15 protein-coding genes are annotated in these 26,164 nt (G+C 66.6%); 5 read left to right on the top strand and 10 right to left on the bottom strand.

Features of this window, described 5'->3' with window-relative positions:
* Positions 1 to 22 precede the first annotated feature (22 nt).
* Positions 23 to 2,611: an Rne/Rng family ribonuclease gene (locus JI743_RS10510; RefSeq protein ID WP_201928257.1), complete on the bottom strand. Its 2,589-nt coding sequence runs from the start codon at positions 2,609 to 2,611 to the stop codon at positions 23 to 25.
* A gap of 584 nt (positions 2,612 to 3,195) precedes the next feature.
* Here JI743_RS10510 and JI743_RS10505 point away from each other — a divergent pair.
* Positions 3,196 to 4,119, top strand: a complete 924-nt coding sequence (locus JI743_RS10505; RefSeq protein ID WP_438870686.1) for an N-acetylmuramoyl-L-alanine amidase family protein — start codon at positions 3,196 to 3,198, stop codon at positions 4,117 to 4,119.
* Between the two features lie 14 nt (positions 4,120 to 4,133).
* Here the strand turns inward: JI743_RS10505 and JI743_RS10500 are convergent, their stop codons facing one another.
* The 6 genes from JI743_RS10500 to JI743_RS10475 form a co-directional block, all read right to left on the bottom strand.
* A complete protein-coding gene (locus tag JI743_RS10500) occupies positions 4,134 to 4,685 on the bottom strand; it encodes a uracil-DNA glycosylase family protein (protein ID WP_438870690.1) in 552 nt (183 codons plus the stop codon).
* A gap of 92 nt (positions 4,686 to 4,777) precedes the next feature.
* On the bottom strand, positions 4,778 to 5,185 hold the full coding sequence (locus JI743_RS10495; RefSeq protein ID WP_201928254.1) for an MAPEG family protein: 408 nt from the start codon (positions 5,183 to 5,185) through the stop codon (positions 4,778 to 4,780).
* 95 nt (positions 5,186 to 5,280) lie between these two features.
* Positions 5,281 to 5,763, bottom strand: coding sequence for a YHS domain-containing (seleno)protein (locus JI743_RS10490; RefSeq protein WP_201928253.1), 483 nt, complete (start codon positions 5,761 to 5,763; stop codon positions 5,281 to 5,283).
* Positions 5,764 to 5,790: 27 nt separating this feature from the next.
* A complete protein-coding gene (locus tag JI743_RS10485) occupies positions 5,791 to 6,345 on the bottom strand; it encodes a carboxymuconolactone decarboxylase family protein (RefSeq protein WP_201928252.1) in 555 nt (184 codons plus the stop codon).
* Positions 6,346 to 6,462: 117 nt separating this feature from the next.
* Positions 6,463 to 7,392, bottom strand: a complete 930-nt coding sequence (locus tag JI743_RS10480) for an AraC family transcriptional regulator (RefSeq protein ID WP_201928251.1) — start codon at positions 7,390 to 7,392, stop codon at positions 6,463 to 6,465.
* 246 nt (positions 7,393 to 7,638) lie between these two features.
* Positions 7,639 to 9,210: a leucyl aminopeptidase gene (locus JI743_RS10475; RefSeq protein WP_201928250.1), complete on the bottom strand. Its 1,572-nt coding sequence runs from the start codon at positions 9,208 to 9,210 to the stop codon at positions 7,639 to 7,641.
* A gap of 158 nt (positions 9,211 to 9,368) precedes the next feature.
* Between JI743_RS10475 and JI743_RS10470 the strand changes: the two genes are divergently transcribed.
* The 4 genes from JI743_RS10470 to JI743_RS10455 all read left to right on the top strand — a co-directional run bounded on the left by JI743_RS10470 (position 9,369) and on the right by JI743_RS10455 (position 16,224).
* On the top strand, positions 9,369 to 11,525 hold the full coding sequence (locus JI743_RS10470) for an acylase (protein ID WP_201928249.1): 2,157 nt from the start codon (positions 9,369 to 9,371) through the stop codon (positions 11,523 to 11,525).
* 96 nt (positions 11,526 to 11,621) lie between these two features.
* Positions 11,622 to 14,504, top strand: coding sequence for a M16 family metallopeptidase (locus JI743_RS10465; RefSeq protein WP_201928248.1), 2,883 nt, complete (start codon positions 11,622 to 11,624; stop codon positions 14,502 to 14,504).
* Between the two features lie 26 nt (positions 14,505 to 14,530).
* On the top strand, positions 14,531 to 14,833 hold the full coding sequence (locus tag JI743_RS10460; RefSeq protein ID WP_201928247.1) for a hypothetical protein: 303 nt from the start codon (positions 14,531 to 14,533) through the stop codon (positions 14,831 to 14,833).
* 179 nt (positions 14,834 to 15,012) lie between these two features.
* Positions 15,013 to 16,224: a multidrug effflux MFS transporter gene (locus JI743_RS10455; RefSeq protein ID WP_236659862.1), complete on the top strand. Its 1,212-nt coding sequence runs from the start codon at positions 15,013 to 15,015 to the stop codon at positions 16,222 to 16,224.
* 33 nt (positions 16,225 to 16,257) lie between these two features.
* On the opposite strand, the gene JI743_RS10450 is transcribed toward JI743_RS10455, so the two are convergent.
* The 3 genes from JI743_RS10450 to JI743_RS10440 form a co-directional block, all read right to left on the bottom strand.
* Complete coding sequence (locus JI743_RS10450; RefSeq protein ID WP_201928245.1) at positions 16,258 to 17,823, bottom strand: amino acid permease; 1,566 nt, start codon at positions 17,821 to 17,823, stop codon at positions 16,258 to 16,260.
* 106 nt (positions 17,824 to 17,929) lie between these two features.
* Positions 17,930 to 20,107 carry a penicillin-binding protein 1C gene (gene pbpC / locus JI743_RS10445; protein WP_201928244.1) on the bottom strand — a complete coding sequence of 726 codons (2,178 nt, stop codon included), beginning with the start codon at positions 20,105 to 20,107 and terminating at the stop codon, positions 17,930 to 17,932.
* Positions 20,108 to 20,266: 159 nt separating this feature from the next.
* Positions 20,267 to 26,131, bottom strand: a complete 5,865-nt coding sequence (locus JI743_RS10440; RefSeq protein WP_201928243.1) for an alpha-2-macroglobulin family protein — start codon at positions 26,129 to 26,131, stop codon at positions 20,267 to 20,269.
* Between the last annotated feature and the right edge of the window lie 33 nt (positions 26,132 to 26,164).

Genomic DNA, 26,164 nt, shown 5'->3' with positions numbered 1-26,164 from the left:
CAAGGGGTTCGCGTCGGGGCGATCAGTTGCCGAACGTGCGTTGCCACCATCCGCGGCGCGGTTCGCCGGTGCCGGCGTCGTCCGCGCCTTCGCCGTCGGCCATTTCGGGTGCGCTTTCGGTCGCAGCATCGGGCGCCGCTTCGGCAGCCGCGGCCTTGCGGCTACGGCTGGCACGTTTTTTGGGCGCGGGCTTGGCGGCTTCCTCTTCGGCCTTGGGTTCAGCCGTTTCGGCAGCAGGCGCGTCGGCTTCGGAGGCCGCATCGGGCTCGGCGGCCGCTTCGGTTTTTGCCTTCGTCTTGCGCGGCGCTCGCTTGCGCTTGGGCTTTTCTTCGGTCGGCGCTTCTTCGGTTACCGCGTCCGTCGACTCGCTGGAGGCCTCTGTCGTCGCTTCGGCGTCAGCTTCGGCTGCAGGCTCAGCGGCGTCGGCTTTCTTGCGGCCTCGGCCGCCGCGCGTGCGGCGCGGCTTGGCCTTGGCGGGCTCGGCCTCTTCCGCTGAGCTCTCGGCGGCCGCGTCTTCGGCAGGCGATTCGTCGGTCGACGCCGGTTCGGCGGCTTCGGCTTCGTCGTCGCTACCGGAGTCGTGCTCGGCCTGCTCGCCATTTTCCTCGTCGCGGCGTCCGCGGCGCCCGCGGCGACGGCGGCGGCGACGCTTGCGGCCATCGCCGTCGCCGTCGCCTTCGCTGCGTTCGCGGCGGGGTTCGTCGCTGTCCTCGTCTTCGGATTCCTCCTCGTCGACGATCTCGTCCTCTTCTTCCTCCTCGATGTCGACGATCGGAGCGAAGCTGCGCTGGCGCGTCGGGGGCGGACCGCCCACCTCGACTGCCATGCGCGCGCCCTCGGTTTCGCCATCGGGCAGGATTTCGACGCTGACCCCGTACAGCTCTTCGATCTCGTGCAACTCGCGCCGCTTTTCGTTGAGCAGATAGAAGGTTGCTTCCTGGCTGGCGCGGAGCGTGATCTTGCTGCCGCGACCGCGCGCAGCCTCTTCCTCGATCAGGCGCAGCGCGCTGAGTCCTGCCGAGCTCGCCGTGCGGACAAGGCCCGTGCCCTCGCAGTGCGGGCAGGGGCGCGTCGATGCTTCGAGCACGCCGGTGCGCAGCCGCTGGCGGCTCATTTCCATCAGGCCGAAGCCCGAGATGCGGCCGATCTGGATGCGCGCGCGGTCGTTCTTGAGCGCTTCCTTCATCGCGCGCTCGACCTTGCGGACGTTCGAGCCGTGATCCATGTCGATGAAGTCGATCACGATCAGGCCCGCCATGTCGCGCAGGCGCAACTGACGCGCGATTTCGTGTGCAGCCTCGAGGTTGGTGCTGAGCGCGGTCTGCTCGATATTATGCTCGCGCGTCGAGCGACCCGAGTTGATGTCGATCGACACCAGCGCCTCGGTCGGGTTTATCACCAGATAGCCGCCCGATTTCAGCTGGACGACGGGATTGAGCATCCCGGCGAGCTGATCCTCGACGCCGTAGCGCTGGTAGAGCGAGACGGGATCGGAATATTGCTTCACACGGCGCGCGTGGCTCGGCATCAGCAATTTCATGAACTGCTTCGCGGCCTTGTAGCCCTCGTCGCCCTCGACAAGAACTTCCTCGATATCCTTGTGATAAATGTCGCGGATCGCCCGCTTCACAAGGTCGCTGTCCGAATGGATGAGCGCCGGCGCGCTGGACGCGAGCGTCTTTTCGCGAATCTCGTCCCACACGCGGGCAAGGTAATCGAAGTCGCGCTTGATCTCGGTCTTGGTGCGGCTCATGCCGGCGGTGCGAACGATGCAGCCCATCGTCGGCGGCAGGCCCATCTCGTCGATCATCGCTTTCAGCTTGCGGCGATCGGCGCCGTTCGAAATCTTGCGGCTGATCCCGCCGCCGTGCATCGTGTTCGGCATCAGCACGCAATAGCGGCCTGCGAGCGACAAATAGGTCGTCAGCGCAGCGCCCTTGTTGCCGCGCTCTTCCTTGACGACCTGCACCAGCATCACCTGACGGCGGCGGATGACGTCCTGGATCTTGTAGCGGCGGCGCAGCGACATCCGGTTCTCGCCGTCTTCCTCGTCACGGCGTCCGCGTCCGCGGCCCTTGCGACCGCCCTTGCCGCGACGGCGCCCGCGTCCGCCGCGATCGTCGCGGCCTTCTTCGGCGCCGTCCTCAGCGCCTTCGTCGTCGCCGTTTGCATCGGCGTCGCCATTGTCCTCGTCGCCGTCCTCGCCGACGGTTTCGGGAGCGGGGGCGTCGCCATTCTCGTCCTCGTCGGGGCGCTCGACCTCGGCGACATCGCCCTCAAGCTCGTCGAGATCCTCTTCGGCGCGCATCGCTGCTTCGGCGGCATGCTCGGCCTCTTCGCGGAGCAGAGCCTCGCGATCTTCCTTCGGAATCTGGTAATAATCGGGATGGATTTCGCTGAAGGCGAGGAAGCCGTGGCGATTGCCGCCATATTCGACGAACGCCGCCTGCAAGGACGGTTCGACGCGGGTAACCTTGGCCAGATAGATATTGCCCTTGAGCTGCTTGTGCTCTGCGGACTCGAAATCAAACTCCTCGATGCGGTTTCCCTTGGTGACGGCGACCCGGGTTTCTTCCCGGTGCCGCGCGTCGATCAACATGCGCGTGGTCATTTATATCACTCCAGGCGCGCAGCAGCGCGCCAACAAGAAAGGCCGCGCCGGCCCCTGACGGGCAGGCGCGGTCGATAGGGTTCAAACGGAAAAAGACGTTATTGTCGCGCGGGGCCAGCGTCCGATCGTGGACGCGCATGCGGTCTTCGGTCCAACGACCGGCGGGGGCAAAGGCGCCCGCGTCGCGGAATGAAGAGGGCATGGCAAGCCTCATGCGGCATCAACCTGTTACGAGGTGACCGGAAAGGCCGGGAAGCGTCCGATATGACGCCGCGCGACCGCCCGGTCGACCGGGTGGACTGATCATGGACGCGATTCCCGCAGGTCCGGCACCGGAGCCTCCAGAATCCGCCATGTGCAGGATCGGGCGTGCCCCTCGAAAGGCCGAACATTGCCGAGACCGGCATGATCAGTGGCTGAGGTGCTAGCATCGGGGGACGCCGACGGCAACCTCCGCCACCGAACAAAGATAGGAAGTGCTTGCTGTGTTGCAATTTTACCCATGACGACGCGACCTGTGCGGCGACGGTTAACCGCGCAATAAGCACTGGACCATGCCGTGTCCGGGACGGCATAGAGCGGCGATGGGCTTGCCTTTTGTCCTGCTTTTGATGATCGCCGACCCGCCGCTTGGTGCGGACCGCGGCGCGCAATCTCTTGACCGCGCCGTCGGCCGGAGCGCGGCGACGGTTCGCCAATCGGCGGCTTGGCGCGCCAAACCGCCCGGTCGCCGCTACAGCGTCACCGTTCCGATCGGCAAGCCCGAGCCCGCCGTTCCGCTGCCCGCGATCGCCGGACCCGCCGATGCGCGGCTGCCGCTGGTGGTGCTCGACCCCGGTCATGGCGGGCACGATCCGGGGGCGACGTCGCCCCATTCGGGAAAGCGCGAAAAGGATGTCACCCTGGCGCTCGCGCGCGCCATTCGCGACGAGCTGGTAGCGACCGGGCGCGTCCGCGTCGCGCTGACGCGGTCCGACGACCGCTTTCTCGTGCTCGAAGAGCGCTATGGCATCGCGCGGCGAATGAAGGCCGACCTGTTCATTTCGCTCCACGCCGATGCCGCCGAAAGCCAGGAAGCGCACGGGGCCTCGGTCTATACGCTTGCCGAGGTCGCGTCCGATCGAGAGGCGGCGCGGCTGGCGTCGCGCGAGAATAGATCGAATATCATCAACGGCGTCGATCTCAGCGCGCACGGCAGCGCGGTGTCGTCGATCCTGCTCGATCTGACCCAGCGTGAAACGATGACTGTCGCGTCGGAATTTGCGCGGTTGCTCCACCGCGAGGCGTCGGACGATATGCGTTTTCGCACGACCGCGCACCGTTTTGCGTCATTCGTCGTGCTGAAGGCACCCGACACCCCCTCGGTATTGTTCGAAACGGGGTTTTTGTCGAACGAAGACGATGCCAAATTTCTCTCCTCGGCGGAGGGGCGGAGACAAATCGCGCGCGGGGTTCGTGAGGCGGTGCAGATTCATTTCGCAAAACGGATTGCCGCCACTGGCCGCTAACGCGCAACTTGCAGTTAGCGCGCACCCATCAGGGCGGCAACGCGCGCGCGGAGTTCCGGCAGCAGGTCGCGCTCGAACCACTGATTGCGCGCCAGCCAGCCATTGTTGCGCGGGCTCGGGTGCGGCAGCAGGATACGGCGCGGCCATTCGACCCGCCAATCGCGCACATGATCGGTCAACGAGCCGCGGCGCGCGCCGAAATGCCAGTCGGCGGCGTAGCGTCCGATGACGATCGTCAGTTCGAGCGAGGTGAGCGGCGCGAGCAGCAAATCACGCCACAGCGGTGCGCATTCGGGGCGCGGCGGCGCGTCGCCCGACTTCCCCGATCCGGGAAAGCAGAAGCCCATCGGGATGATGGCGACACGCGCATCGTCGTAAAATTGCGCGGGCGTGACGCCCAGCCACTCGCGCAATCGCTCGCCCGACGCGTCGTCGAACGGCCGTCCGCGCTCGTGAGTCACGCGCCCGGGTGCTTGCCCGGCGATGAGCAGACGTGCGCTGGGACTCCACTGAAGAATCGGACGCGGCCCGAGTGGGAGATCGGTGCATGCGCGGCAAGCGCGCACGCGCGAAAGGAGGTCCGCCGCCGGGCCGGGAGTAGGGGGGGAGCCGGTCATGCGAACCTCCATCGGGACGCGAGCATCATGCCATTGGCCTGTCAGGCCAATTGCGTCCCGATCATCAGGATTGCGGCCCAGGACACAAGATAGGCCGGGGTCCGCAAATAGGGGATGCCAAGTGAATAGACGATGTAGTGCGCGACCCGCGCATAGTAGAATATCATCGCCCAGCGTCCGACTTCGGCGGCTGCTCCATCGTCGGCCAGATAGGATGCGGCGACGACCACGGCGATGAACGCGGGCAGCGTTTCGACCATGTTGAGATGCGCGCGCTTTGCGCGCTGCGCCCAAAGCGGCGGCGCTGGCTCGGTGGCCGGAAAGCCGTCCGGATAATTGTTCAGAAAGTCGCGAATTCCCCAGCTATGCATGCGAGCGAGGATATAGGGAACCCACATCAGCGCGGTGAGCACGCCTGCCTGCGCCAGATAGTGAAACGCCTGTTGCATGGCTTGATCCTTTTACTTGTCGAAGTCGAAGGCCGGCGGCGGCGGCAATGCGCAGAGGGACAGAGAGATACCGCCGCCGCCGGCTCGACGCGGCGTCAGAGATCGGCCGCGGCGGTGCTGCGAATGCGTTTCCAATTGGCGTCGGCCTTGGCGATCGTGCCTGCCGGGTCCTTCTGAAAGGCCTTCAGAATATCCTCGTTCAGAAAGACGTAGAGCTTGCCGTTCTGGACTGCGGCATATTTGGGATCGCCGTCGAATTTCTTGCCGACCGACACGCCAAAGGTGCAATAGCCGCCGTTCTGCGGTGTGAAGCGCCCCGGTGCCGCCTTGAACGCATCGAGATTTTCCTGCGACGCGAAATAATAGGCGACATTGTCGTGGACCGCCGTGAATTTTGCGCTTCCTTCGATGCGGTTGCCGAGCGTCACGAAGGCAACGGGATCGACGCCGTGGAGGCCAAGCGGCGCGCCCGCAGCGGTGAGGCCGTTCGAGACGTTATTTTCTTCGACCGCGAGCGCGGGCGAGGCAGCGACGAGCGCCTGTGCGGCGATCAGCGCCGCGAGGATGGTTTTGGTCATGTCATAATCCTTTCGAATGGAGGGGGATCAGGCGACGGCGGCGAGGCTGTCGGTCGTCACCACCGGGAAATCGATTTCGGTTTCCGCGATATGATTGAAATAGTTGGTGAAAATATTTGCGACGATCGAACCGAGGATTTCGACGATCGCGCCATCGTCAAAGCCTGCGGCGCGGATGTCGGCGATAGCCTCCGCATCGATGCGGCCGCGCTGAGCGACGACCTGGCGTGTGAAGGCGACGAGTGCGCCGCCGCGACCGTCGCTCAGAGTGCCGGCCAGCGCTTCGCCAATGTCGCTTTCGTCGAGGCCAGCCATCTTGCCGAGCGCGCTGTGGGCGGAGGCGCAATAGTCGCAGCTGTTGGCGCCTGCCGCAGCGAGCGCAACGAGTTCGCGGTCTGCGGCCGAGAGGCGGCCTTTGCCGAGCGCGGCGCCAAAGCCGAGATAGGCTTCGAGCGTCGCGGGCGACTGTGCCATCGTGCGGAAAATATTGGGGACGCTGCCGAGTTGTCCTTTGATCGCCGCGAACAGCGCGGCCGCGTCGGCGTTGCTCGTGTCGAGCGGTACGGCGGGTATCCGTTGCATGAAAGTCTCCTTTGATTTGCGTTCTGGACGCCGGAGACTTGGGTCAGGCAGGACGATAGAGCAATATACGCGCGATTAATCGGGATATAATGGAAAGATCATAGGACGATCTGCAAATTACGCGGCGATCCGATCACGAAAACGCGTCGGGGATTCGCCGAACATATTGTTGAACGCGCGCGTGAAGGCGGCCGGAGACTGATATCCGATTCGCCCAGCGACCTCCTGAACGGAGATGCGCTGGTCGCGCAGCAGCGACCGCGCCATCTGCAACCGCCATTCGGCAAGATAGGTTAAGGGTCCCGTGCCGACGAGTTCCTGAAAGCGCTCGGCAAAGCGGCTGCGCGACATCGCCGCCTGGCTTGCCAGCCGTTCGACCGTCCATGGCGACGCGGCGTCGCGGTGCATAGCGAGGATGGCCCGCGCGATCTTGGGATCGGTAAGCGCGTCCATCAGCCGCGCCAACTCGGCCGACTGCTGCGCGCAGCAGCGCACCGTTTCGATGAAGATGATTTCGGACATGCGCCGGATGACGGCATCGGTTCCGGGCGTATCGGCCGCCATCTGGCGCGCCATCAGCCGGAGCGCCTCGTCGAGCCAGAAGGCGTTCGTGCGCATGCGTGCCGACAGATGCAGGATGGGCGGCAAATAGCGCAGGAGCGGATGGTTTCCGCCCTCGGCAAAGCTGAAATGCCCGCACATCAATTGTGTCGCCTTGTCCTCGCACCCCTCGCCGACGATGAAGACGCCGCCGCCGTCATAACCCGTGTCCTGCATGACATTTTCGAGCGCGGCGGGTTTGCGGTCGGGTGTGTCCGAAATGATATGCGCGGCGCCCGCAGGGACGAGCATCAGGTCGCCCTGCCGCAAATGGAGCGCAGCGCCATCGCCGGCCCGCACAAAGCATTCGCCCTGGACGGCATAGTGAAAGCGGATCGCATCCGGATATTCGGGGACTGCAATCGACCAGGGACTGTTGAAGCAGGTGCGGAAGTAAAACTGGCCCCGCAGCGCCAGTGTATCGAGAATGTCGCTGAGCAAGTCCACGGCCGATTATCCTATGCTCCACGCGCGGCTCCGGACGCCACGCATCGCGGGATAATCCGGCTAGCAAGCGCGCCCTTGTGTTTCAACGGCGCATATTTGCGCTTTACTGCTCGTTCTAGCAGCCGCACAGGTGCGTGCTACCGCAACGACCAGGACTGGCACGCGCTGCATCGATTGTCGGACGTTCTGCAAAACGGGTGATACGGAGGCGGGCGACATGGCCCCGCCTCCGTATCGCGAAGCGTCCTATTCGCCGCTGCGCGCGAGCTCGTCGAGCAGGCGGACGCCGAAGCCGGTCATTCCCTTGGGGACGAGCGGCGTGCTTTTGCTGCTGCGGTTCATGCCGGCGATGTCGAGATGCGCCCACGGCATCGACTCGTCGACGAAAAAGCCGACGAAATGCGCGCCGAGGCTTGCGCCGGGGCCGTCTCCGCTGCTGTTCCGGATGTCGGCGATGTCGGACTTCATCCGCTCGGCATAGTTTTTGTGAAGCGGCATCCGCCAAACTTCCTCGCCGCTTGTCTTTCCGGCGGCGATCACGCGGTCTGCGAGCGCATCGTCGCGCGAAAACAGCCCGGCATATTGATCCGAAAGCGCGCCGACGATTGATCCCGTCAGCGTCGCAATGTTGACGATCGCGCGCGGGGCATAGGCTTTCGCGACATATTCATTGGCATCGGCGAGGACGAGACGGCCTTCGGCATCGGTGTTGATCATTTCGACCGTTTTGCCCGACATCGACCGCACGACATCCCCCGGACGCTGCGAATTGCCATCGGGCATATTTTCGGCGAGCGCGGCGACTGCGACGATATGAACCGGCGCGCGCGACTTGGCGAGCGAGAGTGCGGCGCCCATCACCGAGGCGGCGCCCGACATATCACCCTTCATATTTTCCATGTTCGCTCCGGGCTTGATCGAAATGCCGCCCGAATCAAACGTTATGCCTTTGCCCACGAACGCCAGCGGCGCCGCGGGCGCGCCGGCGCCGCGATAGCGCACCAGCATCATCCGCGACCCGCGCGGGCTTCCCTGGCCGACGCCGACGATATTGCCCATGCCGAGCTTGCGCATCGCGGCTTCGTCGAGCACCTCGATGCTGACACCCGGAACGCCAGCAAAGGCTTCGCGCACGCGCGCGACAAAGCTGTCGGGATAGATGACGTTGGCTGGTTCGTTGGCGAGGTCGCGTGACAGACGGACGCCGTCGGCGAGCGGCTTGCTGCGTCCGTCGAACGCGGCCTGCGCTGCAGCGGGGTCGGCGCTGACAAGCGTGACTGCGCCGGTCGCGGGGGTTTTGTGGCCGACGGTCTTGTAGCGGTCGAAGCGATACTGGCCGATTGCAAAGCCAAAGCCGACGTCGGCCGCCTGTGCGCCGTCGAAGCTGCCGACGATGGCGATGGGGTGAGCCTCGCTCTTCATCTCCTGTGCCACCTTGCCGCCCGCTTCGGCGAGGGCGTTGACTGTCGGCGAGGCGCCCGTGCCGACGAGCAGGATGCGCGGGCGCGTTCCGATGCCGCGGAGCGACAGCGTCGTTCCGGCACTACCGTCGAACCCGGCGGCTTTAACGGCTGCGGCGACCGCTTCGCGCCCCGAAGCATCCAGCAGCGCGTTCGCCTGTGCCGGCAGGGAAGAGTCCGCTGTCAGGATGGCGAGCGCGGCACCTTCGGGCGCGTTTGCCGCAAAGCCGATCGCGCGCTCGGCGCTGTTCGATGCCGTCGCGGGCGCGATCCCCGACCCGGCGACGGTCTGGGCGACGGTCGCGGGCGCGAACGCGAAGCTGAAGCAGGCGGCAAGGAGCAGGCTTTTGGTACGCATGGCGGATTTCCCCTGAACAATAAAATGTCGGCGCTCGATAACGACGTTACCGCGGAGGGCAAATAGCTGTCGACGAACGGTCGACACTTGCCTTCGGATGACATGATCGCCAGACAAGCGGCGCGGCTCCAAGCGAAGCCGAAGGAGAATGTCCGGCCATGGTGCGACGCGCGTTTCTGGGTTTGATCCTGCTTCTGGTGCTCGGTGCCGCATCGCTTGCATTGTGGGAGCCGCTGACCGCCGCGCCGCCGCAGGCGCCCGCGTTCAAGCCGTCCGAAGTCCGGATCGCGCGCGACAAGTTCGGCGTGCCGCATATCTTTGGCAAGACCGATGCCGATGTCGCTTACGGCGTCGCCTACGCCCATGCCGAGGATGATTTTTCGACTCTGCAGGAAGTGCTCGCCATGACGCGCGGCCGCGCGGGCGCGATGCTCGGCGAAGATGGCGCGCGAATCGACTATGTCGGGGCGCTGCTCGGCGTGCGCGCAACCACGGCGCGCGACTGGCCGAAGCTGCCCGACGATGTGCGCAAGCTTTTCACCGCCTACGCCGCAGGGCTCAACCATTACGCCGAAAAGCATCCGGACGAGGTGCGGCTGTCGGGGCTGTTCCCCGTCACCGGAGAGGATGTCGTCGCTGGTTTTGTGCTGCGTTCGCCCTTTTTCTTCGGACTCGATTCGGTGCTTGGTGCGCTGACCGAGGGGCGGCCGGTGGGACGCGAAGGCGGCCCCGTGCTCGACGCGTCGGGCGCGCCCGAAACCCGCCCGCTGACCCCCGTCGGCCGCGACCCATCGGAAAATGGTTCGAACGCGATGGCCGTCGCGCCCGCGCGCTCGACCGATGGCGCGACGCGGCTCGTGTCCAATTCGCACCAGCCGTGGACGGGCGGCGTCGCCTGGTACGAGCTTGTCGTTCATTCGGAAGAGGGCTGGGATTTTGCGGGCGCCAATTTTCCGGGCTCGCCCTTTCCCTTCCTTGGCCACAATAAATATCTGGGCTGGACCAATACGGTGAACCGGCCCGACCTGATCGACGTCTATAAGCTGGTGCTCGACGAAAGCGGGACGAAATACCGCTTCGACGGGGCGTGGCGCGATCTGGAACAGGAACGCATCTGGCTGCGCGTCAAATATGGGCCGCTGACGATTCCGGTGCCGCGCACCGTCTATCGTTCGGTGCACGGACCGGTGGTCAAGAACGACAATGGCGCCTTTGCCGTCCGCTATGCCGGGATCGACCAGTCGCAAATGGTCACCCAGTATTACCGGCTCAACAAGGCGAGGAACTTTGCCGAATGGCGCGCGGCGATGGCGATGCAGGGCGTGCCCGCGACCAATTTCATCTATGCCGACGCCGCAGGCAATATCGGCCTTTTCTATAATGCGATGTTTCCCGACCGTCCAGCTGGCTTCGATTGGCGCGGGACGCTTCCTGGCGATACGTCGAAGGCGCTGTGGCAAGCGACCTTGCCGTTCGACCGGGTGCCCGCGCTCGTCAATCCGCGGTCGGGCTATGTCATCAATGCCAACAACACGCCGTGGGTCGCAGCGGGGCCGGGCGACGAACTCGACGCCGCCGCCTTTTCGCCGCTGCTCGGCGTCGAGGACGATATGACCAACCGCGCCGCGCGGCTGATCGAATTGTTCGAAGAATCTGGCCAGATCGACGAAGCGCGGCTGAAAGCCATCAAATATGACACCGCCTATGCGAAGAACGGCTATGCCAAGGCATGGATCGACCGCATTCTTGCGCTCGACATCAAGCGCGACCCGGCGCTCGTGCAGGCGCAGGACTTACTGCGGCAATGGGACTGGACGCTCGACGGCAAGGGGCGCGGCGATGCGCTGGCGCTGATGCTGCTTCGTCCAGCGAACGGCCGCCACTATCAGCGCCGCGCCGCGCCTGATGCGCTGACCGTCCTCCGCGACACGGTCGCGCATCTGCAGGAGCATTTTTCGGGTCTCGATCCCAAGCTCGGCACGGTGCTGCGCCTCCGGCACGGCGAGGGAGCGAACCGTGTCGACCTGCCGCTCGACGGTGGCAACGATACCGTGCGCGCTTCGACCTTGTGGGACGTCGAGCCCGACGGACGGTTGAAAGTGCGCCACGGCGACAGCTTCATCATGTTCATTACGTGGAGCAAGGACGGTTCGGTGCGTTCGGAATCGATCCAGCCATTCGGCGCCGCGACGACGCGCCCCGACAGTCCGCATTATAATGATCAGGCGCCGCTGTTCGTGCAGCACAAGCTCAAGCCGGTGCTGTTCGATCCCGCAGCGCTCAAGGCGTCGGGAGCGCGTTTCTATCGGCCTTGAAAGCCGCGCGCCACTGTCCTAAACCGGTGATACAGTGCCGTTCGGCACCGGTCCTGCCCGTGTTCGCACGCGCAGTTCAGCACCGAGAGGATGTTCATGACCCGGATCAACCGTTTCGCCGCCGCATTGGCCCTTTCCACCGCGCTCGTCGCGACGCCGGTTCTGGCGCAAAAAAAGGCCGCGGCGCCCGCGCCGGTCGCCGATCTCGTGAAGGCGGTCGATATTCCTTACGAGGCGTTCACGCTCGATAATGGACTGCGCGTCATCGTCCATGAAGATCGCAAGGCGCCCGTCGTCGCCGTCTCGGTCTGGTACCGCGTCGGCTCCAAGCACGAACCCGCAGGCAAGACGGGCTTTGCCCACCTCTTCGAGCATCTGATGTTCAACGGATCGGAAAATGCTCCCGGCGACTTTTTCGAGCCGCTGCAACAGGTCGGTGCGACCGACAGCAACGGCACGACCAATGTCGACCGCACCAATTATTTCGAGACCGTCCCGACCGGCGCGCTCGACCTTGCGTTGTTCCTTGAAAGCGACCGCATGGGACATCTGCTCGGTGCGGTGACGCAGGAAAAGCTCGATAACCAGCGCGGCGTCGTCCAGAACGAAAAGCGTCAGGGTGACAATAATCCGTTCGGCCTGCTGCGCTACGAAATCTTCGAAAATCTGTTCCCCAAGGGACACCCCTATCACCACAGCACGATCGGTTCGATGGCCGACCTCAATTCGGCGAGCCTCGACGATGTGAAGTCGTGGTTCCACGATAATTATGGTCCCAACAACGCTGTGCTCGTGCTGGCGGGCGACATCGACGTAGCGACGGCCAGGACGATGGTCGGCAAATGGTTCGGCGACATTCCGCGCGGTCCAGCAGTGAAAATGCCGGAGGTTTCGGTGCCGACGCTGCCCGCGCCGCTCGCGAAGGAGGTCAAGGACCTTGTTCCGACGACGCGCCTCTATCGCATGTGGGCAATCCCGGGGCTCAACGATCCCGAGGCGGTACCGCTCCAGATGGCGACCGCTGTGCTTGGCGGCCTGTCGTCGTCGCGGCTCGACAATGCGATGGTCCGCAAGGACCCGGTTGCGGTCAGTGTGGCGGCATTTGCACAACCATTTGAAGATGCAGGCATTTTGCTTGTGCAAGCGGATGTGAAGCCGGGCGTCGATCCCGAAGTCGTGGGCAAGAAGCTAGACGCGGAGATCGCGAGTTTCCTGGAAACCGGGCCGACCTCAGACGAATTGCAGCGCGCAGCCGCAAGCTATCTCGGCGGCACGATATCTGGACTGGAGTCTGTAGGCGGCTTCGGCGGCAAGGCGGTTACGCTTGCCGAGGGCGCGCTCTACTCGAATGACCCCGCTTATTATAAAACCGAGCTCGAACGGCTCGCAAAGGTGACGCCCGATCAGGCGAAGGCGGTTGCGAACAAATGGATGTCGCGTCCGGTCTTTTCGCTGACTTATACGCCGGGTGAACGTACCGAGGGCGGCGAAAATCGTGGCGGCGCCTTTACCGCGGAGAAACCGGTCGTAGCGGTGGAACCCGACCGGTACTGGAATTCGGTGCTCGGCGATATCGGTCCCGACACGGGGATCGGCGCCGCGGCGTCGATTGCTGACCGGTCGAAGTTCCCGGCCGTGGCAGAGCTGACGGCGCTGGATTTTCCCGACATCGAGCGCGCGAAGCTCAAGAACGGGATTGAGCTTGTATTTGCTCGGCGCGCTGCTGTTCCGACCGTCAATGTCGCGGTCAGCTTTGACGCTGGCTATGCCGCCGACCCACGCGACGCGCTGGGCACGCAATCGCTGATGCTCAGCTTGATGGACGAGGGGACAACGACCCTCGACTCGATCGCCTTCGCCGAAGCCAAGGAAAGGCTCGGCGCCCGGATCGACGGGTCGGCGAACGCCGATGAAACGGTGTTCAGTCTGTTTGCGCTCAAGCCCAATCTGCGCGCATCGCTGGGCTTGCTTGCCGACTATATCCGCAACCCGGCCTTCGATGCGCAGGAGCTTGAACGCGTCCGGGCGCAGCAGCTGACACGGCTGAAGGCGGAACTCAACAACCCCAATGCAATTGCTTCGCGCGTGTTGATGCCGGTGCTTTATGGCGCAGGTCATCCCTATGGCATTCCGCCATCGGGGCTCGGCAATGCCGACGCCGTCACTGCGGCGACGCGCGAGCAGCTTGCGGCCTTCCATGCGGCGTGGATCCGCCCGGACAATGCGCGCATATTTGTCGTTGGCGACACGACGCTTGCCGAGGTGAAGAAGGAACTCGACGCGACCCTCGGGGCGTGGAAGGCGCCCGCTACGCCCAAGCCGACGAAGCATTTCGAGGTAGCGGTTCCGGCACCGCAACCGCGCATCCTGCTCGTCGACCGGCCCAAGTCGCCGCAGTCGGTGATCCTCGCGGGCAAGGTTCTCGACGCCAAGGGCAGCGACGACCTCGAGGTTCTGCGCGCCGGCAACGACATCTTCGGCGGCAATTTCCTGTCGCGTTTCAACACCAATCTTCGCGAGACGAAGGGCTGGTCCTATGGCGTGCGCTCGCGCATCTCGGCCGACAAGGACCGGCTGACCTGGGTGGCGATTGCGCCGGTGCAGAGCGACCGGACCGGCGATTCGATCAAGGAACTGCAAGCCGACCTCAAAGCGTTTCTTGCCGACAAGGGCGTGACGGCCGAGGAACTGGAGCGCACCGTCAACGGCAGCGTTCGGGAGCTTCCGGGCAGCTTTGAAACCTCGGGCGACGTGCTCGCGGGACTTCGCTCAATCGTCAAGTTCGACCGGCCTGACGATTATTACGAAAAGCTGCCGACGACCTATGAAGCGATGACCGCACAGGGCATCGATGCCACGGCGCGCAAGGCGCTCAGCACCGACGATCTCGTCTATGTCGTCGTGGGCGACGCTGCGGTGGTCAAGCCGCAGCTTGACGCGCTGGGAATGAAGGTGGAAACAGCGACTCCCGCTAATTGACACAAGTTTCAGTAAGGAGAGTTTTTATGGCGCAGGTCGATGGCAGCTATGATTGCGTGACGAAGTCGCCGATGGGCGATCAGAAGTCGGTGTTCACCGTGAACAGCGATGGCGACAGCTTCACCGGCCAGAACGCCGGAGCCATGGGTTCGCTCGACGTCCAGAATGGCAAGGTCGACGGCAACAAGCTTACCTGGACGATGGACATGAAGGTGCCCATGCCGATGACGCTCGAATGCGAAGCGACGATCGACGGCGACACGCTGACCGGCACGATCAAGGCTGGTGCGTTCGGGTCGATGGCGATGACCGGCACACGTCAGGGCTGACCCTTCCGACTTTTTACTGGGGTTTGATGGGGCCGTCCTCGCCACGCCGGCGAGGCGGCCCTTTTCGTTGAATAGCATTGTTGTCCGACAAATTGCGTTGCCGGGGCTATCCAAAGTGTCGCGGCAGGCCCATATCCGCCGCAATGCACAAAATGACCGAGTCCCCCCAGCGGTCCCGCATGCCCGGCGACCGCGAAATGGTTTTCATGATGGCGATGGTGATGGCGCTCAACGCGCTCGCCATCGACTCGATGCTGCCTGCACTCCCCGCGATGGGCGATGGACTCGGCGTGTCGGTCGCCAATGACCGGCAATATATTATCTCGACCTATCTGCTCGGCATCGGCATTGGCTCGCTCTTCTATGGTCCGCTCGCCGACCGGTTCGGGCGCAAGGGCGTTCTGGTGCCGGCGCTCTTTGCCTATATCGCCTTTTCGGTCGGTTGCGGGCTGGCGACCAATTTTCCGCTAATGCTCGCGTTGCGTTTCGGCCACGGCGTGGTTTCGGCGGCGCTCGGTGTCGTCGTTGTCGCTGTCATCCGCGACCTGTTCGCGGGCGATGCGATGGCTAAGCGGCTGTCGCTCATCTTTCTCGTGTTCATGATTGTGCCGATTATCGCGCCGGCGATCGGCGCGGGAATCGTCGCGGTCGCGGACTGGCGCGCGATTTTCATCGTGCTTGCGGCCATGGGCGGGGTGATGCTGCTTTGGTTGCGCCGGCTCCCCGAAACGCTCGAGCCCGCGAATGTGCGGCCGCTCGACTGGCGGACGATGGTTGCCGGGTGGGGCATGGTGACACGCCACCGCCGTGCCGCGGGTTACATGCTCGCGTCGGGGCTGATGCAGGGCGCGCTCTATGGCTATCTCAACAGCAGCGAACAGATCATCGGCGAGGTGTTCGACGCGCGTGCGCTCTTCCCGCTCGTCTTTGCCGTCGTTGCGGTGGGCATTGCGATCGCCAATTTCTCCAACGCCGCGATCGTCGAGCGCTTCGGCGCGCGGCGCGTCTCGCAAACGGCGGTGTTCGTCTATATGGCGGTGGCGCTCGCGCAGATTGCGGCGGCGCTGAGCGGCGGCGAGACGCTGTGGATGTTCACGCTGCTGATGATGGTCAATGTCGGGCTGATCGGCTTCATCGGCAGCAATTTCGGGTCGATCGCGATGGAGGACTTCGGCCAGATGGCGGGCATCGCGTCCTCTTATCAGAGCTTTGCGAAAACCTTGCTCGCTGCGGTCGCAGGGGCGGTGATCGGCCAGCATTATGACGGGACCACATTGCCGCTCGCCATGGCTTTCCTGATCGCCGGCGTGGTCGGCCTGCTGCTTGTCATCTGGGCCGAACGCGGAAGGCTGTTCACGCGTCCGGGAACCGCGCCGCGCGCGCCTTTCTGACAAAAAGAAAGGGGGCCGAGGCCCCCTTTCCGATCAGTCCTTGAAGGACGGCGCCGGCGGTACCGGCTGCGGCGGTGCGTCGGGGTCGTCCTCGTGCACCTCGATGATGCCGCGGCCGACGTGGCTCTTGCGGTAGCCATAGAGGAAATAGACGAACAGGCCGAGCGCGCCCCAGACCGGGAGCACCATCTTCGCATCGAACGGCAGGTTCACATAGAGCCCAACCGTGCCGACAATCGCGAGCGGCGCGACCAGCCACACCATCGGCGTGCGGAACGGCCGGTGGCGGTTCGGCTGGGTCCGGCGCAGGATGAGCACCGCGATCGCCACCATGAAGAAGGCGAACAGCGTCCCCGAGTTCGAAATGTCGGCGAGCTGACCGACCGGCAGGAAGGCCGCGAAGAAGGACACCGCGACGCCGGTGATCATCGTCACGATATGCGGCGTTTTCCACTTGGGGTGGATCGTCGCGAGCTTTTCGGGAAGCAGGCCGTCGCGCGCCATCACGAAGAAGATCCGGGTCTGGCCGAACAGCATGATCAGAATGACCGACGGCAGCGCAAGGAAGGCCGCGATGCCAATCATGTCGCCGATGCGTTCCCAGCCGATTTCGCGCAGCACATGCGCGAGCGCTTCGCGCGAGCAAACGAGCGGCTCGCGGCCAAGGTCGGCAAAGGCCTGGCACTGTGCGGCGAGCGCAGTGGTGCCGGGCTGCAGGATTTCGCCGTTCGGACCGGCTACCGGTTGCGCGCCGAGCGTCCCGATCGCGCCCGCAGCGACGAGCAGGTAAAAGATGGTGCAGATGCCGAGCGATGCGATGAGGCCGATGGGCACGTTGCGCTGCGGATTCTTGGTTTCTTCGGCGGCAGTCGAAACGGCGTCGAATCCGACATAGGCAAAGAAGATCGACGCCGCCGCGCCGATCACGCCGAGGCCGGCGCCATGCCCGTCACCGAACCAGCCGTTCGGGGTGAAGGGTTCGAAGTTCGCCCCATTGAGCACAGGCAGCGTCAGGCCGATGAAAACGGTGAGCGCCGTCACCTTGATCGCGACGAGCACCGCGTTGACGCGTGCGCTTTCGGTCGTGCCGATCATCAGGAGTGCGGTAACGAGCAGCGCGATGACGAGCGCCGGCAGGTTGACGACGCCGCCCGCATAGGGGCCGACCACGAGCGCGTGGGGCAACTCTATGCCCCAACTCTGTAACAGTCCGACGAAATAGCCCGACCAGCCGACCGAAACGGCGCTGGCAGCAACGGCATATTCGAGGATCAGCGCCCAGCCGACCATCCAGGCGAGCAATTCGCCCATCACCGCATAGGTGTAGGTATAGGCGGACCCCGAAACCGGGACCATCGAAGCGAGTTCCGAATAGCAGAGCGCTGCGACCGCGCAGACGAGCCCCGCGACGACGAAGCTCCACATCATGCCCGGCCCCGCCTTTTGCGCGGCTTCGGCGGTCAGAACGAAAATGCCTGTGCCGATGATGGCGCCGATACCAAGCATGGTGAGCTGAAAGGCGCCGAGCGTTCGTTGCAGCGACTTTTTCTCGGCCGTGGCCAAGATGGCGTCGAGCGATTTAACGCGACCAAATATCATCCGTGTTTCCCCTTTGCGGGCCTCGGTAGGGGGCCCGTCTCCTGGCGGCGCAGACTAGCCGCTCCGCGCGGCAGCGCAACTTAATTTCAGGGGTGTGACAGTCGGTTTATCGCACGGTGAAACGGACGCGATCGATCGTCCGCCCGCCGGGGTCGACGAGCGCGAGTATATGGCTGCCGGGGCGCGGGACGATTTGTTGTCCGGCGTCGGCATCGCCGAGCGTTTTCCTGTCGAGGATCAGCCGATATCCCGCGACCGCGCCGCTCACCGCGACGGCGAGCCGCTGACGGTCGGCGGGGATGTCGGGGTCTATCGCATAGACGCTGCCGCTGACCGGGCTGGTGATGCGCGGGCGCCGCGCGGCCTGCGGCGCAGCGGCGAGTTCGCTCTGCGCGGTGCCGCGGACGAAATATTCGCGTCGCGGCGGCTCGCGCGTGCCGGGGAGGGCGATGCGGTGCGCCTCGACGCCGTCGGGGATGGCGGGTGGCCTGCCGGGGCGGTCGGCGTGGAGCGCGAGCATCACGTCGCGCCACACCGGCGCCGCGCCCGAGGTGCCCGACACGCCGCGCATCGCATCGCCCTCCAGATTGCCGACCCAGACCGCGACGGTGTAGCGGTCGGACCAGCCGACGCACCAATTGTCGCGCATGCCTTTCGAGGTGCCCGTCTTGGCGGCGGCCCAGAAGGGGAGGCGCAGTGCGCTGTCGGCGCCGAAGGCGTCGGCGCGGGCGGCGGCGTCGGCGAGTATGTCGCCGACGATGAAGGCGGCGGCGGGGGTGACGAGCTGGCGTGGATGTTGGCGAAGTTGTTGCGCAGGGTGGTATGTCACGGGCGACCACTTTCCGTGGTTTGCCAATGTTCTGAATGCGTTAGCCTGTTCGACCAACGAGACTTCGGCCGAGCCAAGTGCCAGGCTGAAGCCATAATGGTCGCCGTCCTCGACGAGACCGTGATAGCCGAGCGCCCATAAGCGGTCGCGGAAGCGCCCGACGTCGTCGATGATGAGCGCGCGCACCGCGGGAACATTGAGCGACGCGGCGAGCGCCTGGCGCACGCTGACCGGCCCCTTGAAACTGCGGTCGTAATTCTTGGGAACGTATAGCCCCGACGCGGTGTCGAGCTGGACCGGGCTGTCGTCGAGGATCGACGCGGCGGTGAGCCAGCCCTTTTCGATCACCTGCGCGTAGAGATGCGGCTTGAGCGTCGATCCCGCCTGCCGCCGCGCGTTCGCGCCGTCGACCGCGGCGGCGGTCGATTTGAGCCCGACCCCGCCGACATAGGCGAGCACCTCGCCGCTTTGATTGTCGAGCACGACGACCGCGCCGTCGCGCACGCGATTCGCGCCGAGCCCCGACAATTGGCGGCGCAGCGCGACGATGGCGGCGGCCTGGATGCGGCGGTCGATCGTCGTCGTCACGCGCTTGCCCGGCGCGTCGAGCAGCCGCACCGCGAGATGCGGCGCGAGCGCGGGGTCGTGGCGCGCGGCATGCTCGCCCGACACGAGCGTCGCGGCGGCGGCGGCGATGGCGCTGCAATCGGCGGCGCGCGCGGCGCGGCACGCGCGGCGGCCGAGGGCAACGGCGTCGGCGGCCGGATTGGGGAGCAGCCCCGCGAAGAGCGCGGCGTCGGTGCGGTTCATCGCCGCGGGGCGCTTGCCGAACAGCGCCTGCGCCCCCGCGCCGATCCCCTGCACCTCGCCGCGCAGGGGGACGAGGTTGAAATAAGCCTCGAGCATCTGGTCGCGCGTCCAGCGCGACGCGAGCGCCTGCCCCGCGCGCATCTGGCGAATCTTGGTCAGCCAGCCGCGCGATCCGGGCTGCGCGAGATCGGGCGAGAGGAAAGCGGCAAGCTGCATCGGCAGGGTCGAGGCGCCGCGCGATCGGTCGCCATTCCCCCCGCGCGCCAGCCGCGCGCGCGCCGCGCTCGCGACCGCGAGCCAGTCGACGCCGCCATGCGCGGCGAATCTTTTGTCCTCGCTCGCGATCACCGTGTCGCGCACGACGGGGGCGATGGCATTCAGCGGCACCCACGCCTGCCGCCGCCGCTCGAAATTGACGCGCTCGGTGTCGAGCAGATGTCCGTCGCGGTCGTAAAGCCACGCCTCGCTCGGCTGCCACGCCGCGCGCACCGTGGCAAATTCGGGCATCGCGGGCGGGCGCGTGAGGAGATGCGCGATGGTGGCGAGGACGAGCGCGGCGAGGGCCGCCCAGGCGAAGGCGTCGAAGAGGCGGCGCGCGCGGCGCGGCTTTCGCTTGTCCGACACTATTGTTCCGTTGGCGGACATAAGCCCCTCCCCTTCAGGGGAGGGGTTGGGGGTGGGGGCTTGCGGCGTCGCGCAAGGCCCGCAGCGCCCACCCCGCTGCGACTAGCGGGCGAAGCCCGCAAGTCTCGCTGCCCCTCCCCTGAAGGGGAGGGGCCTGGATGTTGTCCGTCTCGATCATCGTCATTCCGCCGACGCCGCCACCGTCATCGGCGCGTTCGGGAGCTGGCCGCGGATGGCGGGGGAGTACATGGCCTCGACGCGCGTCGGGGGCAGGGTGAAGCGGCCCGAGCCGTTCAAGCGCACGACATATTCGACCGCGTGCGTCCCGGCGGGCATCCAGCCGAAATAGCCGCGCCAGCTGTCGCGCCCGCGCTCGACATAGCTGGGTTGCCACCCCGAACCCCCCGCGTCACCGGCGAGCATTTCGGACTGGCCGCCCAGATTGCCGAGGATCGTCGCGCCCGGAGGGACGGGGTCGCTGATGACGACCCAGGTGCGCCCGGCCTCGGCGGTGACCTCGATCCGTATCTTGATCACGTCTCCGCGCGTCAATTGCGCACGGTTCGCCGCCTTGACGATGCTCACCGCGCGTTTGATGCGATAGCCGGCGTTGAGCGGTTCCCGGAGCGGCACCGCCGCCTTGACGCTGACCGTCGCCCAGGGCGAGCCGCCGCCCTGATGCGCGAGCGCCATCGTCGCGGCGGCGAGCGGCAGGCGAAGCGGCGCGGCGTCGGCGGGAAGCGGCCAGCGCTGTTCGGCGCCGGCGCCCGCGAGGCTCGCCGTCGTCACGCCGCCGATCGCGCTCGCGGGATAGAGGCTCGCAAAGCGGCGCACGGTGACCGCGCCCCACGCATTCGCCGGGGTCGTGTCCCAGCGGCCGCGCCGCTGGCGCTGCGCGACGCCGACCATCAGCTTGCCCGCGTCATCCTCCCACCCCTTGCGGCCGAGCACGGCCTCGAGCGCCTTGATCGCCATTTCGTCGCCGCTGGTCATCATCCACCAGGGCGCGCGCGCATTGTCGGCAAGGTCGAGCCGCGTTCCTTCAAAGACGAGGCGCTTCCGGAGCTCGGCCTCGGCGGCGGTGCGCAGCGCGGCGGCATTTCGCACGCCGGGCGTGCGTTCGATCGCGACGAGCCAGTCGGCGAGCGTCCCCGTCGTCATTTCGGCGGGGGTCAGGTCGATCGCCGCGACGAGCGCGGGGCTCGATGCCTTGTTGCGCGCGAGCGCGGCGAGCGCGGCGACGCGCACCGGGCGGACGTCATAGGGGCCGTAGCCGCGCCGGCTGAGCCGTCCCTCGACGATTGCCTGCAGCGCCTTGACCATCTTGTCCTTCGACGCTTCGGGGACCGCAAAGCCGTTCGCGGCGGTCACCGCCATCACATAGGCGGTGAGTTCGGCCGACCCATCGAGCCGTTCGTTCGGCCAGTAACGGAGCAGGCCGTCGCGATCGAGATAGGTCGGCATCGCCTCGGCGAGCGTCTGCCAGCGCCCGACATCGCCGAGCGCGATGGCGCGCGAGGTTGTCTGTTCGAAGCAGGTGTAGGGATAGGCCGCCATATAGTCGCGCACCCCGGCGAGCGGCGGCGCGAGCGTTCCGGCGAGCGCGATGTCGACATGGCCGCCGGGAAGCGCGCCCGCGGGAATCGCGATGGGGAGCGTCGTCGACGGGCCGACGCGCAGCAGGCTCGCCGCCCAGGTCTCGACCGGCACGGCGGGTTCGACCTGCTGCGCGAACACCAGCCGGTCGCGCTGCCTGCCATCGGCCGACGCCGCCTCTACGGTCCAGGTCAGCGGGCCGGCGGTGGCGGGCGCCTGCATCGACCAGCTGATCGGCACCGCGCCGCCCGCGGGGATCGTCACGGTGAGCGGCGGCGCGGTCGCGACCGCGGGCGACAATGCGGCATTGGCGGTGACGGTCATCGCCCGGTCGGTGCCGTTGCGCAGCGTGAAGCGCGCATCATAGGTGTCGCCGCTCCGCACAAGTTCGGGGAGCCCGGCAAAGACCGCCAGATCCTGCACGGTACGGATGCTCGTTTCGCCGGTGCCGAAATATTGCGCGCCGTCGGTCGCGACCGCGACGAGGCGGAAACCCGAAAGATTGTCGCTGAGCGGCACGTCGACGCTCGCGCGCCCCTTTGCGTCGAGCGGCACGGTTCCGCGCCACAGCAGCACGGGGCGGAAATCCTCGCGCGTCAGGCCCGACAGATCGCCGCCGCCGCCGCCGCCGGGTTCGAGCGCCTTGCGGCCATAGTGGCGCTTGCCGACGACCTGCATCTGCGCGGTCGAGGTGAGGACGTCGAGCGTGCGTTCGCCCATCATCGCGTCGAGCAGCGCCCAGCTTTCGTTCGGCGCGAGCTGGAGCAGCGCCTCGTCGACCGCGACGAAGGCGACATCGGCCTGCCGCGGCGGCTTGCCGTCGGGGGTCTTGACCGCGATGCTGGCTTTCGCGGTGTCGCGCACCGCATATACCTGTTTGTCGGTCCTGACCTCGACGCCGAGTCTGTGGCCTTCCCAGCCGACCTTGATCCGCGCGACGCCCATGCGATAGGCAGGCTTGGCAAGATCGACGAGCGCGGTGGGCGGCGCGCCCTCGCTGGTTTCGATCCGGAAACCGACCGCGCGTTTCATCTTGCGGAACCAGCTTTCCTGTCCGGTCACGCGCCCGCGCACCGCCATCACCGAGACATAGACGTCGGGCGCATAGGTGGCGGGGAGCTTGACCCTGACGACGGGATTGGTGCCCTTGAGCGTCGTGACGAAGCTCGACAGCACGCCCTCGCGCTCGACGGTGACGAGCGCGGTCGCCTCGCGGAACGGCATGCGGACCTGGAAGGTCGCGGTGTCGCCCGCGGCATAGCGCGGCTTTTCGGCGATGACGTCCATGCGGTCGCCATTGTCGCCGCCGAACCACCAGTCGTCGTCGCCCGCGAGCCACACCGAGCGCACCGCGCGCGCTTCGTTGCCGTCGGCATCCTGCGTCGTCGCGACGACCGTGACCTCGCCCGACACGCCCGGCGCCATCGCGCAGCTTGCGCGGCCGAGGCGGTCGGTCGTCGCCGAACAGTCCGCCGACAGCTTCGTCGTCCGCATCTGGTTGTCATAGGCATAGAAGCCGCCGATCAGGCGGCGGCGCGCGGTGATGATCGCGCGGCTGTAGAGCGCGACCGCGACGCGCTGGCCGCGAATCGGCTTTCCGTCGAGGTCGAGCGCGACGAAATCGAGGCGGAGATCGGTGTCGCGCATCATCCAGCCGTCGGTCTTCATCCCCAGCCGCACCGCCGCGGGGTAAAGCGTGATGCGGCGGCTGGCGGTCAGCGTTTCGCCATTGGCGTCTTCATAATCCATCTCGACCGCCATCGCGGTCGGTTCGGCAATCGGGCGGTCGACGGCGATGCTCGCCGACGCGGTGCCGTCGGCGCCGAGCACGAGCGGCAGCGCGCGCGCGAGCGGTGCGTCGGCGCCGGGTTCCTCGCCATCGTCGTCGAGCTTGACCACGCCCTCCTTCACCGGGCGGCCGTCGAAGCTCCATTCGCGATAATCCTCGGGCGGCGACCAGCCTGGCCGGAAGGTCGCGCGAAGCTCGACCGGCAGGTTCGGCGCGGGGCCGCCCGACAGATAGCCGACGAACAACGACAGCGGCACGCTCGCGGGGCGGACGAGCGCCGCCTTCGGCCCCGTCACCGTCGCCTTCATCGTCGGCAGGCGATATTCGTCGACGCGGATCGACTGGTTCGACCAGATCGTCTTTTCGCGTTCCTCGTCGTCGCCGCGATCGCGCTTGTCCTGGCGGTCCTTGGTGACGAAGACGAGGTCGTAATCGCCCATCGGCGCCGATTTGGGGACGTTCCACACCGTCTCGCCGCTGCCCGCCGCCGTTATGGCAAAGGGCAGTTCGAATTCGGTGTCGGAGCCGCGGTGGACGAGGCGGAGCTTGCCCGCCATCGGCTCGGGCGCCTTGAACCCCAGCCCGACGGGGCGGCGCAGCACATGCTTCATGTTGACCGTCTCGCCCGCCTTGACGAGCGCGCGGTCGAAGATGGTGTGGAGGATGTCGCCGCGTTCGGACCAGCCGAAGGGCATGTCGAAATCATAGGGGCGGATGCCGCTGCCCCAGTCGGTGAGGGTGAAGCTGAAATCGTCGCCCGAACGCGCGGTGACCATCAGCGCATGGCCCTCGCTGTTCGTCGGGTCGGGCTCGTCCTCGCAATTCGCATAGGTCTCGGGCTCGGGGAGGCCGGCGGGGAAGGCGAGGCGCCCCGCCTTGTCGGCGGTGCCGCGCGCGAGCAGGCGGCCGGTGCAGCTGTCGACGATGCGGATATCGGCGCCCGCGACGGGCTTGCCCGTGTCGAGCGCGGTCACCCAGGCGAGCGAATTTTCGCGGCCCCATTTGAAATGCACCGCCATGTTGGTGACGAGCGCGGCGCTCGCGACATAGCGCGTCGCCTTGCGCCCGAGCAGCGCGGCGCCGAGTTCGGGGCTGGCGATCTCGACGACGTGAAAGCCCTTGTGGCCGAGCGGGATGCCGACGACCTCGAACGCCTTGCCGCCGCCGGGGGGCATCAGGCGCAGGTCGCGGCGCTCGCCGCCCGCGGGGGCGCCGTCGAACACCGATCGGGTGCCGGTATAGTTGACGCGCACCTCCTTGCCGGTCGCGTCGCGTTCCTCGCGATAGTCGCTGCCGCCCGCATCGTCGACGCGGCGGAGCCAGCGCGCGATCGCGGCATCGTCGTCGCCGACGCGCAAGGCCGTCGCGGGCATGGCGAGGCGCGCCTCGGCCATGCTGCCCTCGACCCCGCGCACGGTGACGGGCAGCATGCCGCCCTCGCTCGCCTCCAATATGCCGAAGGGCGCGGCGAATTTGACGAGCGGCGGCGCGCGGTCGATGCGGAATGCGAGCGGGAAATTGCTGCGGTTCGACAGCGGCCGCCCGCTCTGGTCGGTGACGTCGGCGGGAAGGACGAGCGTCGCGTCGACGTCGCGCGGCAAGGGCCCGGCAAAGCGCACCTGCGTCAGCCAGGGATCGTGCCGGTCGTCGTCGTTCGCGCGCGCGGCGATGCGCTGGCCGTCGGCGGTGCTGAGCGTAGCCGCGAGCGCGGTGTCGCGCGCAACGGGCGCGGCGAAGTTGAGCACGACATCGTTGATCGGATTGCACCCCGCCTGCGGGTTGACGCGGCTGCACGACATCCTGGCGGTGAAGGCGGGGCGCACGTCATAGTCGAAGCGCTGGTCGCGCCCGGCGGTGCGGCCGGGCACCCCCTGCTGCGCGATGCGCGCGTCCCAGACGAGCGCCATCTCGCGCCCCGGCGGCAGCGGGCGGCGGCATTTGAGCGGCACGACGCGGTCGAGCGCCGCGTCGCGGTCGGCGCCCGCGGCGGGGAGGCGGAGCGGCAGGCTGGCGTTGCGCGCGAAGGACTGCGCGCGCCAGCTATTGTCGCCGAGGCCGGTCAATATCTGTGCCGCGGTGTCGCGCGGCAGCACGTCGACGGGGATCTTCTCGCCGATGCCGTCGACCGCGCAATAGGCGAAGCGCCCGACCGAGGCGCGGTCGGCGGCGACATTTGTCGCGACGAGGAAGATCTGGTCCTCCTCGATCCCGTCATAATGGCCGCCGACGAGCACCGCGCGCGCCGAGGGGCCGCCGGTGTCGATCTCGAAGCTGTCGTGGCCGACGACGCGCAGCCCGCGCAGCGTCGCAAGGTCGCCGCGCAGCTCGACATGGCAGCGCAGCCCGCCGGGGAGCGGCTTGTCGAAGGCGAGCACCCAGGTGCGCGTGTCGACCCAGCGCGCGCTGCTGCCGACCTTGCAGTCGTGCGTCGCGGGGGCGCGGGCGCGCGGGTCGCCGAGCGCGACCATCTCCTCCGAAAAGCGCAGGGTGAAGCGGGTGATCGCGCCGTCGCCGCTGCCCGCGCTGCCGGGGGTCGCAAGCGTCACCTGCGGCACGGTGTCGGCGGCGGTCGCGGCCATCGCGAGCCCCAGCGGGACAAGCAGCGCCAGCCTTGCCCGGGCCGTCAGCCGACCTGCCAATGTACGCCATGCACGCGTCATCGCCCCGTCTCCCCGCACTCGACCCGAATCCTA

This window comes from Sphingopyxis jiangsuensis (genome assembly GCF_016734905.1).
GTDB classification, from domain to species: domain Bacteria; phylum Pseudomonadota; class Alphaproteobacteria; order Sphingomonadales; family Sphingomonadaceae; genus Sphingopyxis; species Sphingopyxis jiangsuensis.
The sequence above is the reverse complement of the archived record's forward strand: the minus strand, read 5'-3'. Positions and strand labels throughout refer to the sequence as shown.

Bases quoted from the DNA above. Each gene is read 5' to 3' on its own strand.
- JI743_RS10510 (WP_201928257.1), bottom strand. From the start codon at position 2,611: ATGACCACGCGCATGTTGATCGACGCGCGGCACCGGGAAGAAACCCGG.
- JI743_RS10505 (WP_438870686.1), top strand. From the start codon at position 3,196: ATGGGCTTGCCTTTTGTCCTGCTTTTGATGATCGCCGACCCGCCGCTT.
- JI743_RS10495 (WP_201928254.1), bottom strand. From the start codon at position 5,185: ATGCAACAGGCGTTTCACTATCTGGCGCAGGCAGGCGTGCTCACCGCG.
- JI743_RS10490 (WP_201928253.1), bottom strand. From the start codon at position 5,763: ATGACCAAAACCATCCTCGCGGCGCTGATCGCCGCACAGGCGCTCGTC.
- JI743_RS10485 (WP_201928252.1), bottom strand. From the start codon at position 6,345: ATGCAACGGATACCCGCCGTACCGCTCGACACGAGCAACGCCGACGCG.
- JI743_RS10475 (WP_201928250.1), bottom strand. From the start codon at position 9,210: ATGCGTACCAAAAGCCTGCTCCTTGCCGCCTGCTTCAGCTTCGCGTTC.
- JI743_RS10470 (WP_201928249.1), top strand. From the start codon at position 9,369: ATGGTGCGACGCGCGTTTCTGGGTTTGATCCTGCTTCTGGTGCTCGGT.
- JI743_RS10465 (WP_201928248.1), top strand. From the start codon at position 11,622: ATGACCCGGATCAACCGTTTCGCCGCCGCATTGGCCCTTTCCACCGCG.
- JI743_RS10460 (WP_201928247.1), top strand. From the start codon at position 14,531: ATGGCGCAGGTCGATGGCAGCTATGATTGCGTGACGAAGTCGCCGATG.
- JI743_RS10455 (WP_236659862.1), top strand. From the start codon at position 15,013: ATGCCCGGCGACCGCGAAATGGTTTTCATGATGGCGATGGTGATGGCG.
- JI743_RS10450 (WP_201928245.1), bottom strand. From the start codon at position 17,823: ATGATATTTGGTCGCGTTAAATCGCTCGACGCCATCTTGGCCACGGCC.
- pbpC (WP_201928244.1), bottom strand. From the start codon at position 20,107: ATGTCCGCCAACGGAACAATAGTGTCGGACAAGCGAAAGCCGCGCCGC.
- JI743_RS10440 (WP_201928243.1), bottom strand. From the start codon at position 26,131: ATGACGCGTGCATGGCGTACATTGGCAGGTCGGCTGACGGCCCGGGCA.